Here is a 13,812-nt window from a genome sequence, read left to right on the forward strand (position 1 = left end):
TACCTTTTTCCATTTCTTGTGTCAAATTTAATTATTTATTCCCTTTGACACAGTTCGTTTTACAGCCTCTACTTCTCAATCCACTTCAATCTGTTCAATCTTTTATCGCTTTATAAAACACTTCCTGAATATCGGTACGTATATTCATCTTGGCTAATTTGTTGTTTCCAGCGTCCGGGTAAATGCGGTTCGACAGGAAGATGTAAACCAGCCCGTTTTCCGGGTCAGCCCATGCATAGGTGCCGGTGAAGCCGGTATGTCCGAAACTAAGTGGCGATGCCTGCGGGCAGGTAGGACCGTCGTTGGTGCCGTCGCCCAATGGCTTATCAAATCCTAAAGCTCTGCGGTTTCCGGTGGCAGCAAACTGGGTACGCGTAAACTCTTTTACGGTAGCGCTATCCAGGTATTGTATGCTTCCGTAGTTTCCTTTCTGTAGCAGCATCTGCATCAAAATACCTAGGTCGTTGGCATCCGAAAACAGTCCGGCATGCCCGGCTACTCCGCCCATTATGGCAGCAGTAGGATCGTGTACATAGCCTTTTACCAACTGTTTGCGGAATATCTTATCATCTTCTGTTGGAGGGATAATCTCTTTAGAAAAGCGTTGCAAAGGATGGAAGCCCATAGTGGAAAGTCCCATTGGACGGTAGAAGCTTTCCATCACATATTCTTCCAGCTTTTTGCCGGTAACGTGTTCCACCATTGCACCAAGCAGAATAAATCCCAGATCGCTGTATTTGTATTTTTTCTCCGGAAGCAGTGGGGAGAGAGCAATGCTGTCGAGAATCTTCTGGCGGTAATCCCAACGCAGGTAGAGGCTGTCGGCTACACAAAACGGAAATGCGTCTGAAGCAGTTTTATCATACAAGAGCGAATCCAGCTGTCCGTTTTTAAAGGTTTTTGGGTAAAAATGTATAAATGGCAACAATCCTGCCTGGTGGGTCATTACTTCGCGTATGGTGATGTTTTTCTTGTTGGTACGCCGGAGTATAGGCAGATACTTCGCAAGCCGTTTGTCGAGGTCAATTTTATGCTCATCGTAAAGTTTCATCACCGCAAGGGTAGTTGCAGCAATTTTGGTAACGGATGCCAGGTCGTAAACATCGTCCGGTTGTACTTTGCGGATGCTATCGTAAGTGAAATAGCCAAAAGCCTTGTTGTAGATGACTTTCCCATCCTTTGCCGCCCAAATCTGGCAACCGGGATAAGCATGTGCTGCTATGCCCTTCTCGGCAATGGAATCCACCTTTGCCAGTGTGGCACTGCTGATTTGCAACTCTTCGGGCATAGTATATTTCAGACGGGTAATTTCGGTAGTGAGTATGCCGCTTCCGGAAGGATATTTTGGAGATGCCATTACAGGAAGTTTTCCCCGGAAGGGTATTCCACCAAAAATAGCCTGAGCCGAAAGGTTATGAATGAATGGATTGTCCTGGTAGGAAACTACTATCGCTTTGGCTTTTGGCAAAGAATCAAATAAGTGGAGAGAATAGGGGATGGCAAACAAATCGAGAATGATGGGCTGACGTTTTGCCAATTCGTTTACCAGAGCGACTGTCTCCGTACCGAATCCGAAGTTACGTCCCGGGGAAGAGTTGGTATTTACCAATCCCACAATCACCAGATTGAATGTCTCCAATGTATCCATCACCATGGCGGCAACTGTCGAATCCGGTTTTCGGGGGAGGTAAAAATGCTGTACCTGGGCGTAGGCGGATAAAGAGTGCTGAAATGAGTTAGCGATGGTGTCGCCAAGGGTAAGGCAGGCGATGCGTAGTGTATCGAGGCATTGCAACGGCAGGATGCTATCATCGTTCTTAAGCAGTGTAACCGCTCTTTCGTAAAGTTGGCGGATGAAAAGCTCTGCCTGGGGAGTGTTCAACCGGTCGTACAAGCCTTCTGTGTTTACTGGCTTTACGTTATTTAATCCAGCCTTGTATTTGTAACGTAGTATCTTTTTACATCTTTCATCAATGCTTTTTTGCAAAAGTTTGCCACTGTCAATAGCCTGCTGAATTTCGCAAATTGCCGTTTGCACATCCTGCGAAAGCAAAAGAACATCGTTACCGGCTTGCAGGGCTTTTACTTCTAATTTCCCGGGTTCAAAAAAGCTGGCAACGCCGTTCATATCGAGGGCATCGGTAAAAACCAGACCGTTGAAACCCATTTTATTTTTCAGTAATCCGGTAATAATCGGATAGGATAGGGTAGAGGGGTTGTTAGGTGTAGAGTCCAGAGCCGGGATGTAAAGATGCGCCACCATCACACCGGAAATGCCGTTTTGCACCAGGTAACGGAAAGGATAAAGATCGAGGGTGTCGAGGGTGGTTTGCGAGTGACGGATTACCGGCATGGTGAGATGTGAATCGCTGTCGGTGTCGCCGTGTCCGGGAAAGTGTTTGGCAGTGGTAAATATGCCATTGTCCTGCATTCCTTTCATATACAGGTAGGATTTCCGTGCAACAGATTCTTTGTCTTCGCCCCATGAGCGTATGTTGATCACAGGGTTTGCCGGGTTGGAATTGATGTCGGCAACAGGTGCAAAATTGATTTGAATGCCTTCTTCCCTGCATTGGCGTGCTATTTCCTTTCCCATGTAATAAATCAGCGAATCGTTGTGTATTGCCCCGATGGTCATCTGCCGCGGGAAAGAAAGAGTGCTGTCGAGCCGCATTCCCAGCCCCCATTCGCCGTCAATGGCAATAAAAAGAGGTACTTTCGAGAGTTTCTGCCAGCGGTTGGTAAGTTGGGCTTCGCTTAAAGGACCTCCTTTAAAAAAGCACAATCCACCCACTTTATAATATTTGATAACATCCGAAATATCCTTGTAATATGCCGAATCGCGGTTGGAAAAGGAGCGTATCATGAATAACTGCCCTATACGTTCGTCCGGACTTAATGTTTTAAAGACCGAATCTGCCCAAAGAGAATCGGCTGCCGTGGCTTTTGACGCTTTTTGTGCATTAACAGCACTGATAAACAGAAGGAATATAATCAAAAATGTAAAACGGTACTGTACTTTCATTGAAACAGAAATTATAGTGTACAAACTTATGGAAAAATTCTGAGAGGAAAAGAAAGTTAAGAGTGAGGTTAAGATTGAGATTAAAGACAATAAGCAGTAGCCTGTGGTATTCTCATTCCTTGCGATTAAAAAACTGGAGGCTGTCCAAAAAACTGACTTGTAATTTTTGCCGGAATTGTTCCCCGAATTGATAAGCGGTCTTTTGTAATCCCTTTATAAATTTGATTATCAGGGTATCCGCATATACTTGTGAATCTGTAGGGAAATATTCCACCGGGGATGTTGCATCACATAATCCACCATCAGAGGCATCATTTCATTCCGCCGGCTCCACTCGGGCTGCAAAAATAAATGACAACGTTCTGATACCTTTGCCGCATTGGTTTCCGCCCAGGTAAAATCGTCAGCACTATAAATTATTACTTTTAGTTCATTGGCTATTGAAAAAATTTCAGACAAAGGGGGTTGTTGTTGTTTGGGTGAGAGGCATATCCAGTTCCAGGTGCCACTGAGCGGGTACGAACCGGAAGTTTCGAGAAATGTTAATATATTGTTATTATTTAGCCTTTTGCATAAATGATCAAGATTGTACTGTAAAGGTTCGCCACCGGTAACTACCACTGCCCTTGAAGGACAGTCAATTGCTCTTTTTATAATTTCATCAGTATTAGTAAGCGGATGCAATGAGGCATTCCATGACTCTTTCACATCGCACCAATAGCATCCTACATCACAGCCGCCCAGGCGTACAAAATACGATGGCATGCCTGCATGAAATCCCTCGCCCTGAATGGTGTAAAAATTTTCCATCAAGGGAAGCATTAAGCCTTTTTCGAATAAAGAATTGGTATTCAAAATATTAATAAATTTCTTTTTTGGCTGCTTTCAATGTATTCATCAGGAGTGCAACTATGGTCATGGCTCCTACTCCACCCGGAACGGGGGTAATAAAGCTACACTTGAGGGCTACTTCCTTAAAATTTACGTCTCCCTCCGTTCTGAATCCGGATTTTTTACTTTCATCCGGAATACGGTGAATGCCTACATCAATAACAATGGCTCCTTCTTTAACCATATTCGCAGTAACAAAACCGGGCTTCCCGATTGCTGCAATCAAAATGTCTGCCTGGCGGCAAATGCTTTCCAAATCCGGAGTTTTACTGTGGCAAAGAGTAACGGTACAGTTGCCGGGGTTAGCTTTGCGGCTCATCAGTATGCTTATGGGGGTACCAACTATATTGCTGCGGCCAAGCACCACACAATGTTTGCCTTCGGTTTCTATTTTGTATCTTTCAATCAGTTGCATTATTCCGTAGGGTGTAGCCGGAAGATACGCCGGTATATTAGAAACCATGCGTCCGATATTTACCGGGTGAAAACCGTCAACATCTTTTGCAGGATTTACCCTTTCGATGACCTTGGGAACAGAAATATGAGCAGGGAGTGGCAGTTGGACTATAAATCCGTGAATTTCATCATCATTATTCAAAAAGTCAATCACATCAAGCAGTTCCTTTTCTGAAATAGTTTCGGGATAGCGATACACAGAAGAAATTATGCCCACTTCCCTACAGGCTTTTTCTTTATTTGCGATGTAGGTCTGGCTTGCAGGGTCGTTTCCCACCAGGATGGCTGCAAGATGCGGGGTAGCAATGTTAGTATCTATAAGGCGTGCCACCTCCAATTTTAATTCTTCCTTGATGCGGGTTGCAATAAGTTTTCCGTCAATAAGTTCCATTTTTTGTAAATAAGTTTAAACCATATATATCGTCAGGCAGGACTAATTTTTCCGTGCGTTGCGTGCCATATTCATCATTTGTCGTGGGCTTGCAGTAGTGAGCGTTTTCATCATTTTTCGGGTTTCATCAAACTGTTTCAGCAGACGATTTACTTCCTGGATATCGGTGCCACTACCCGATGCGATTCTTTTCCTACGGCTGCCACTAAGCAAAGCAGGATTTTCTCGTTCCGAAGGTGTCATGGAATAAATTATCGCTTCAATGCTTTTAAAAGCATTTTCATCAAGATCAACATTTTTTACCATTTTGCCCATGCCGGGTATCATACCCATAAGGTCTTTCATGTTTCCCATTTTTTTAATCTGCTTAATTTGGGAAAGAAAATCATTGAAGTTGAACTGATTTTTGGCAATTTTTTTCTGTAAACGTTTGGCTTCTTCTTCGTCGAATTGTTCCTGTGCTTTTTCCACCAGCGAAACGATATCACCCATCCCCAGAATACGGTCGGCCATACGGTTTGGGTGAAAAATATCAAGAGCATCCATTTTTTCGCCAATTCCAACAAATTTAATAGGCTTGGTAACCACAGCCCGTATGGTAAGGGCAGCACCACCGCGGGTGTCGCCATCCAATTTTGTAAGAACTACTCCATCAAAATCGAGCCTGTCGTTGAATGCTTTAGCTGTATTTACGGCATCCTGACCTGTCATTGAATCCACTACAAAAAGTGTTTCCTGAGGATTTACCGATGACTTGATAGAGGCAATTTCGTTCATCATGCCTTCGTCAATGGCAAGACGACCTGCGGTATCAATAATTACTACATTGTAACCCCTGTCTTTGGCATAAGCAATGGCATTACGGGCAATTTTCACGGGTTCGCTGCTGCCTTCTTCCGTAAAAACAGGTACTTCCGCCTGTTCGCCCAATACCTGTAACTGGTTAATAGCTGCCGGACGATATACGTCGCAGGCAACCAGCATCGGGGATTTTCCCTTTTTACTTTTGAGATATGAAGCTAATTTAGCTGAAAAGGTTGTTTTACCACTTCCCTGCAATCCGGCTATTAATATTACTACGGGATTGCCTTTCAGATTAATGTCGGTTTTTTCTCCGCCCATTAGTTCAGTAAGCTTGTCGTGTACAATTTTCACCATCAATTGCCCTGGAGAAACAGAGGTAAGTACATTTTGCCCCAAAGCCAATTCTTTCACTTCTTCGGTAAACTGTTTGGCAATTTTATAACTTACATCGGCATCAAGCAATGCTTTGCGCACATCTTTTAGCGTTTCCGCCACATTAATTTCGGTAATATGTCCGTGCCCTTTCAGTAATTTAAAAGCCCGGTCTAATTTTTCACTTAAATTATCAAACATTGTATCTCAAATTTTGGAGCTGCAAAAATAGTCAAATTACCTGCATACAGCAAACGCCTTACAAGAGGAAATAAATACCCATTCAACATATTTATTTACCGGTAACAATACTTTTGATACAAAAATGAACAGAAAAGTCGAAAAATAATATCTGTGATATTTTTTATCTTAAATTTTAAGTATAAATTTGCACTTTGATAAAACAATTAATGTTCAATTTAAACTTTTCATCATGAAGAAAAAATTAGTACTTATTTTAGCACTTATAGCCATTACTATAGGGGCTATGGCGCAATGGATGCCTCAGAACTCAGGGCTTCTTGCAGCTTCACGTGGAATAAAGTATATGCATGCTGTTGATCAGAACATCGTATGGGCAACCGCCTACGATGGCAGTGGCAGCGGAGCATACATCCAGGAATTTACCCGTACGTTGAACGGCGGAAATTTATGGACACCCGGTACAATTCCCAGTACCACAGGTTTGGAAATGTCAATGATTTATGCCATTGACGGTAATACTGCCTGGGCACCTATGTACAAACAAACAGGAACCAGCCTGCAGGGTATATACAAAACTACTGATGGTGGCGTAACCTGGGCACGTCAGGCTACTGCAGCCTTCAACAATTCTGCTTCATTTCCTAATTGTGTGCATTTCTTTAATGCCAACACAGGTTGGTGTATGGGCGACCCCATCAATGGCGATTTTGAAATGTACACCACTACCGATGGCGGCACAACCTGGGTATTAGTTCCAGGTGCAAACATTGCCGACCCGGTTTCGGGTGAATTTGGCGTTGTTGGTTATTATTCCGTTGTTGGTGATCAAATATGGTTTGGAACTAACAAAGGTCGGGTTTATCATTCCGTTGACCAGGGACATAACTGGACTGCAGCCGCTACAACCTTAACCAATAAATATGTTGATGTAAAATTCCGTGATGCGTTACATGGTATTGTACAGGATAAAGGCGAAAGTTCAACCGGAGCAATCTGCGAAACTTCCGACGGAGGTGCAACATGGGCAGCAGTAACTACATCCGGTCCCATTTATACCAACGATTATTGCTATGTTCCCGGAACACCCAATACATGGGTATCAACCGGTGCTGCTACCGATTTATCAGGTTGCTCATACAGCTTCGACGGTGGACACAACTGGACTGAATTTAACGGAACTTCCGGTATTCAGTTCCTTGCTACCGACTGGGTAGACAACGCCCATGGCTGGGCTGGTGCTTTTACCGACGAAAGCCTCTTAAACGGTATGTATGTTTTTACTGGCGTACTTACTAACGATCCTGCTATTGCAGTAGCTCCCGCTTCTATCGAAACCACCCTCGGATTAAATGGCACTTCTATAGAAGCCATGGAAATCACCAATACAGGTGGTGCCGACCTTACATGGACAATTGCTGTTGATCCTGCAAGTACTTCCTGGTTAACTACAGCCCCTACAAATGGAACTACTGCAGTGGGCCTTTCTACACCTATCAGTGTTCTTTTTGATGCAGCAGGATTGGCAATCGGTGATTATACCGCTAACCTGCTAATTGCCAGTAACGATCCCGCCAACCCCACAGTAACAGTTCCTGTTACCTTGCACGTTGCCGATTTTGTAGCTTATCCTCCAACAAATCTTCAGGCTACCGTAGCTGGTGTTAATGTTCACCTTACATGGGAAGAACCTAATACAGGACCTTCGGGACCAACCGATGATTTTGAAGCTTACGATAATTTTGCAATTGACTTCGCTCCTTGGACAAATGTTGACGTTGACCTGTCAGAAACTTATGGCATGGACGGAACTGACTGGTTAAATGAATACCAGCCACAATCATTCATCATTTTCAACTCCCTTGCTACAACACCAGCTTTAACCGAAAACCTGGCTTATTCAGGAGAAAAATTTGCTGCTTGCTTTGCTGCAACCACTCCTCCTAATAATGACTGGCTGATTAGCCCGCAAACTCCTATTGTTGCAGGTGATCATGTAACATTCTGGGCAAAATCATATACCGACCAATACGGACTCGAAAGATTCAAAGTTGGCGTTTCTACCACTGGTACTGCTCCTGCAGATTTTACCATCATCACTCCGGGAACCTATGTAGAAGCTCCCGTGGATGCATGGACGCAATACAGCTACGATCTTTCTGCCTATGCAGGTCAGAATGTTTATGTTGGTTTCAACTGCGTTTCGGACGATGCGTTCATTTTCATGCTTGATGATGTTACTATCGGTGCAGTTCCCAATGCAAAATCAACTCTTGTAAACAGTCCGCTTGTAAAAGGAAAAACCATGGCTCGTGCTACAGTTGCCGAACCTCACAAGGTAATTACCCAAGATTCTGAAAAAGGAACCCGCGCTCTTACTGGTTACAATGTTTATCGTGATGGTTCGGTTATAGCCAACAACGTACCCGATTTATCTTATGACGACAATAGCCTTGCTCCGGGAACTTATGAATATGAAGTTACTGCTCTTTACGATGAAGGCGAATCAGAACCTGCAGGTCCTGTTTCGGTAACTATTGCAACTCCTGCTTGTGATCCTCCCCAAAATTTATCCACTACTTACCAAACCGGTATGGCTGATGTTCCATTAGCATGGGAAGCCCCCGCCGGTCCAAGTCCTTGGTTACATTGGGATGACGGTGTAAATAACGATGGTATTGGACTTACCGATGGAGGTTCATTCGTTGTTGCTGCCCGTTTTACTCCTACCGAACTTGCTAACTATGACGGATTCAACCTGACTACTATGAGCATTTTCCCACGTGGTGCTACTACTCAATATGTATTGCAAGTTGCCACTGGCGCAAATGCTGCTAACTTAGTGTTAGACCAACCAGTTACAGTTGTTATTGACCAATGGAACGAATTTACTTTAACAACTCCTGTTACCATTGATGCCACTCAGGAACTTTGGATTGGTTATGCTTGTAACAATCAGCCTGCAGAAGAATTTCCTGCTGGATGTGATGCTGGTCCTGCCGTTGATAATTATGGTGATATGATTTCAACTGACGGTGGTGCTTCTTGGGTATCTTTGCATGTTGCAGTTCCTGAAATTAATTCAAACTGGAACATCCAGGGTTTTGTTACCAATGCAAAAGGTGTTAAAACTGCATTAAGCCCAATTGTAAAACAACATATCCACAATGCAAACAATACTTTTGCTAACGGAAATCTCAGCAAAGTAGAAAACAGCGTATTCCAAATGCCATCTGACGATGATACCCGTGCACTCTTAGGTTATAATGTTTACCGCAATGGTGTAAAAATTAATGCGGCAACAATTTCTGGTCTTCAACACACTGATATGGGTCTTTCTTCCGGAGTTTACGAATATTATGTAACTGCTGTTTACGACGCTTGTGAATCAGAAGCATCCAACACCATTCTGGTTGATGTAGTAAACGGTATAAACGATCCTTCGGCTCAATCTGTCGTTGTTTATCCTAACCCCGCCTCCGATTACGTAATGGTTAAAACCAACGAAAACATCGTTAGCGTAAAAGTGATGAACTATAACGGTCAAACCGTTTACAATGCCCTTGTAAATGGCAACGAACTGCGCTTGAGCACTAAAAATCTGAAATCAGGTCTTTATCTTATCCAATTGGAAACCAAATCGGGCTATATTACCCGCAGTGTTTCTATCAGGTAATTAATTTTAACTGAATATAAAAAGGCTGTTATCGTTTGATAACAGCCTTTTTTGTATTTTTACATCAGCTAACAAATACCATGGATACACGTTTCGGCACACTTTTAAAAACACTTCGCAGACAGAAAGGGCTTACGCAAGAAGAGTTTGCATCCGCATTAGGAGTTAAACGCTCAAAGATTGGTGCTTACGAAGAAAACCGGGCTATGCCAAAATTAGATTTATTGAAATCAATCGCTGTGTTCTTTAACGTAAGCATAGAAGAACTGGTTAATGCAACCGGTGCCGAAACTCAAAACTTACCTATACAATTAAAAGTACTAACAACGGTTGTGGATACTTTTAACAAGGAACTGATAACGCTTGTGCCCGAAAAAGCAGCAGCCGGATACCTTCATGGCTATTCCGACCCTGAATATGTTGAACAACTGCCACGTTTCACTCTTCCTGTTCCCGAACTATCAGCCGAACGCACTTACAGGGCTTTCCAAATCAGTGGCGACAGCATGTTTCCCATTCCTTCGGGGTCATATATTCTTTGCGATTACGTAGAAAACCTGCAATCAATTCGCGAGGGCAAACCCTATATCCTGGTTACACGCGACGAAGGCATAGTATATAAAAGGATCTGGAACGACGACAACTCGGAGAAATTCCTACTGCAATCTGACAACCCAGTATTCACGCCTTACTTTCTACCAAAGGATGCCATCATTGAAGCCTGGCGGGCATTAGGCTATTTATGTATGTCGTTACCATAAATTCCTTTCAACAGTTTATCTGCATTTTGCAAAGCTATTTATCTCTAATCTCTTATATATATAATAGTTATAGATTTTATAGCAAATTATCTTTCCGACGGGTTTTCAATTAATTGCTTATGGGCTTTTTTAAACTTTCTTACTTTTATACTGAATGGCAGCTCCAACAAATCCCACAAACAAAGGATGCGGCTTGGCTACCGTACTCTTGTATTCGGGATGGAATTGTATGCCAATAAACCAGGGATGATTTGTTAACTCAATAATTTCCACAAGGTGGGTTTGGGTGTTGATGCCCGAAGGAACAAAGCCTGCCTTTTCGTACTGTTCAAAGTAGGCATTATTGAATTCGAAACGATGGCGATGGCGTTCGGTAATGTTCCGTGAATCATAAATAGAAGCTGCCTTGCTGTTTTCCTTTATTTCGCAGGGGTAAGCGCCCAATCGCATGGTTCCTCCTTTCATACTTACCTTTTTTTGCTCTTCCATGATGTCAATTACCGGGTAAGGTGTATTGGGATTCATCTCGGTACTATGGGCTTTTTCCAGCCCCAGTACATTACGTCCGAATTCAATCACAGCACACTGCATCCCGAGGCAAATACCGAGGAAAGGAATTTTGTTTTCCCGGGCATATTGTATAGCGAGTATTTTGCCTTCAACGCCTCTTTCGCCAAAACCAGGTGCCACCAAAATGCCTTGCAGTCCTTTTAATTTTTCCCGGATAGAGATTTCGTTAATGTTTTCGGAATGAACAAGTCTTACCTTTACCTTGCACTGATTGGCAGCACCTGCATGGGTAATGGCTTCGTTGATAGATTTGTAAGCATCTTTCAGCTCCACATATTTGCCTATGAGCCCTATTTCCACCTCATTTTGCGGGTTTTTGAGCCTGAACAAGAAATCTTCCCATTTTTTAAGGTCAGGTTCGCGGCGAAGCGACATACGGGTTTTGCGAAGTACTTCTATATCAAGTTTTTCTTTGTGCATCAGTAAAGGCACATCATAAATGCTTTCGGCGTCGATGGATTCTATAACAGAACTGGGTTCCACATTGCAAAAAAGAGCAATTTTATTTTTCAAGTTATCGTTCAGGGGTTTCTCTGTTCGGCAGACAATAATGTCGGGTTGAACACCCTGTTCCAACAGTGTTTTTACTGAATGCTGAGTAGGTTTGGTTTTCAACTCGCCTGCTGCTGCCAGGAAAGGAACCAGTGTAAGATGTATCACCAGGCAGTCGCTGCTCATTTCCCAACGAAGCTGCCGAACCGCTTCGATATAGGGAAGAGATTCAATATCGCCTACCGTTCCTCCTATTTCAGTGATTATAAAGTCGTATTTTCCCTCTTTACCCAAAAGTTGAATACGGTATTTTATCTCATCGGTAATATGCGGAATCACCTGTACGGTTTCCCCCAAGTAATCTCCGCGACGTTCTTTTTCGATAACAGTGAGATAAATTCTCCCAGTGGTTACGTTATTTGCTTGCGAAGTAGGCACATTTAAAAAACGTTCATAATGCCCCAGGTCGAGGTCGGTTTCGGCTCCATCATCGGTTACAAACACTTCACCATGCTCATAAGGATTGAGAGTGCCTGGGTCAACATTAATGTAAGGGTCTAATTTTTGAATAGTTACCGAAAAACCTCTTGCCTGAAGTAGTTTTGCAAGGGAAGATGAGATGATCCCTTTACCCAGCGAAGAAGCTACCCCGCCAGTAACGAAAATATATTTTGTGTTTGGCATACCCGAATCTGATTGTTCGGGATGCAAAGTAAAAGAAATAATTGGTTAAAACCGTCGTGCAGATAAATTAATTTTGACATATGTAAACAAAAAAAGGTGTTTTTCAAACTTGGGGAGATGAAAAACACCCGAGGTACAGACTGGCTGCCCCATTAGACAGGAAGAATTGGAAGATATTGAGAGATGATAGAAATGAGTTCTTCTTTGCGACAGGGTTTGGCGAGAAAATAATTGATGCCTGCTTCCTTGCTGCTTATTTTTACTTCCTCTTCGTCGAAAACGGTGAGGGCAATAATAGGAACGGACTGATTAGTGTTTCTGATGGCAACGGTTGCTTGTATGCCATTCATACGAGGCATATTTATGTCCATTAAAATTAAATCATAACGATTTTTTAATGCTTCTTCTACTGCTTTTTGCCCATCACTAACCAGGCAACAATCCCAACCTTTCTGTTTAAGATATATTTCTAACAGACGCTGGTTTGTGGAATTGTCATCCGCAACAAGAATTTTCACAGTATTTAGATTTTCCATGAACATACCTGATGGTTTTTGTTCATAGCTTTATCCGAAAAAAAGTAATTTGTTATACTTCCTAAGAAGAAATTTTTAATTTTTTTTTTAACTTCCAGAAAATTCCAAGTACCCTATTATATTGCAGTTACTTAAAAAGTAAGTTATTTTTCAATTGCCTGCATTTTTCTGAGAAATTGTATTCTCTTTTCGGGTGTAGAGATGATATAAGGATAAGACTCTTCAGTATTTTTTGATTTCAGCGTCCGTTTTTCTTTTTTAATGGGTCAACAAAAGTAAACGGGTAAAGGATTTGCTCATTTACCGGCCGATACTTGCCCGGCAGGCAGGTAATCCTTCAACAATTGGCATAGTTTCTTTTCAATATCCTGGTATAAAGGTTCGTTTACCCACAACGTATCGTCGCCGTCGAAACCTATGATTTCTATTCCTTTAAAATTCATCGTCGTTTGGTATTTTTTCAGTAACCATCTTACCGGTTTCTGTATTCTGATTTTTTGTAAAGATGGCTATTTGGCATTAAAATTCAAAAGGGTAATTTTTTTGCAACACCCGTTTAATTTAATACCTGTTATTCGTATTGTAACCAGGTAACGCAATAAAGTGGAAAATACCGGAGTAAATTTAAACCATAAAAAACACGCTGAATGGAGGTGTAAAATGCGCTGAGGCTACCGGAAAACACATTAGAAGGGTAGTAAAACATCCAGTAAGGAGTGTAAAACGTCCGGTAAGCACTCAAAAGTCAACATACACACCGAAAAACATCCAGTGAGTACTGTAAATCTTCCAGTGAGCAATGAAAAACATCCAGTAAGTACTGAAATTCTTCCAGAGACTACCGTAAAACATAATTTATGAGGTGTAAAACACTCCGTAAGCCCCCGGAGGGTCGCCGGATAAGGTTTTCATGTCGCTAACTACTGTTTTTGTGTAGCCGGCTACTGTTTCCA

At 42.5% G+C, this 13,812-nt stretch carries 9 protein-coding genes; 2 read left to right on the forward strand and 7 right to left on the reverse strand.

All coding sequences use genetic code 11. The features are described 5' to 3' along the window. Positions 1 to 94: 94 nt before the first annotated feature. The 4 genes from M0R21_13125 to ffh all read right to left on the reverse strand — a co-directional run bounded on the left by M0R21_13125 (position 95) and on the right by ffh (position 6,140). Positions 95 to 3,025: a serine hydrolase gene (locus tag M0R21_13125; protein MCK9618763.1), complete on the reverse strand. Its 2,931-nt coding sequence runs from the start codon at positions 3,023 to 3,025 to the stop codon at positions 95 to 97. Between the two features lie 228 nt (positions 3,026 to 3,253). After that, positions 3,254 to 3,835 carry a 7-carboxy-7-deazaguanine synthase QueE gene (locus M0R21_13130; protein ID MCK9618764.1) on the reverse strand — a complete coding sequence of 194 codons (582 nt, stop codon included), beginning with the start codon at positions 3,833 to 3,835 and terminating at the stop codon, positions 3,254 to 3,256. 49 nt (positions 3,836 to 3,884) lie between these two features. Continuing rightward, a complete protein-coding gene (locus tag M0R21_13135) occupies positions 3,885 to 4,763 on the reverse strand; it encodes a bifunctional 5,10-methylene-tetrahydrofolate dehydrogenase/5,10-methylene-tetrahydrofolate cyclohydrolase (protein ID MCK9618765.1) in 879 nt (292 codons plus the stop codon). A 42-nt stretch (positions 4,764 to 4,805) separates the two neighbouring features. Next, positions 4,806 to 6,140, reverse strand: coding sequence for a signal recognition particle protein (gene ffh / locus M0R21_13140; GenBank protein ID MCK9618766.1), 1,335 nt, complete (start codon positions 6,138 to 6,140; stop codon positions 4,806 to 4,808). Positions 6,141 to 6,372: 232 nt separating this feature from the next. Between ffh and M0R21_13145 the strand changes: the two genes are divergently transcribed. After that, positions 6,373 to 9,816, forward strand: coding sequence for a choice-of-anchor J domain-containing protein (locus M0R21_13145; protein MCK9618767.1), 3,444 nt, complete (start codon positions 6,373 to 6,375; stop codon positions 9,814 to 9,816). 80 nt (positions 9,817 to 9,896) lie between these two features. Continuing rightward, positions 9,897 to 10,577, forward strand: a complete 681-nt coding sequence (locus M0R21_13150; protein MCK9618768.1) for a LexA family transcriptional regulator — start codon at positions 9,897 to 9,899, stop codon at positions 10,575 to 10,577. A 129-nt stretch (positions 10,578 to 10,706) separates the two neighbouring features. Here the strand turns inward: M0R21_13150 and M0R21_13155 are convergent, their stop codons facing one another. The 3 genes from M0R21_13155 to M0R21_13165 form a co-directional block, all read right to left on the reverse strand. After that, positions 10,707 to 12,323 (reverse strand): CTP synthase, encoded by a 1,617-nt coding sequence (locus M0R21_13155; GenBank protein MCK9618769.1) that lies wholly within the window; start codon positions 12,321 to 12,323, stop codon positions 10,707 to 10,709. Between the two features lie 152 nt (positions 12,324 to 12,475). Continuing rightward, positions 12,476 to 12,859 (reverse strand): response regulator, encoded by a 384-nt coding sequence (locus tag M0R21_13160; GenBank protein MCK9618770.1) that lies wholly within the window; start codon positions 12,857 to 12,859, stop codon positions 12,476 to 12,478. 296 nt (positions 12,860 to 13,155) lie between these two features. After that, positions 13,156 to 13,302 carry a hypothetical protein gene (locus M0R21_13165; protein MCK9618771.1) on the reverse strand — a complete coding sequence of 49 codons (147 nt, stop codon included), beginning with the start codon at positions 13,300 to 13,302 and terminating at the stop codon, positions 13,156 to 13,158. Positions 13,303 to 13,812 lie beyond the last annotated feature (510 nt).

The sequence above is a fragment of the Lentimicrobiaceae bacterium genome, from assembly GCA_023227965.1.
Taxonomy (GTDB): domain Bacteria; phylum Bacteroidota; class Bacteroidia; order Bacteroidales; family JALOCA01; genus JALOCA01.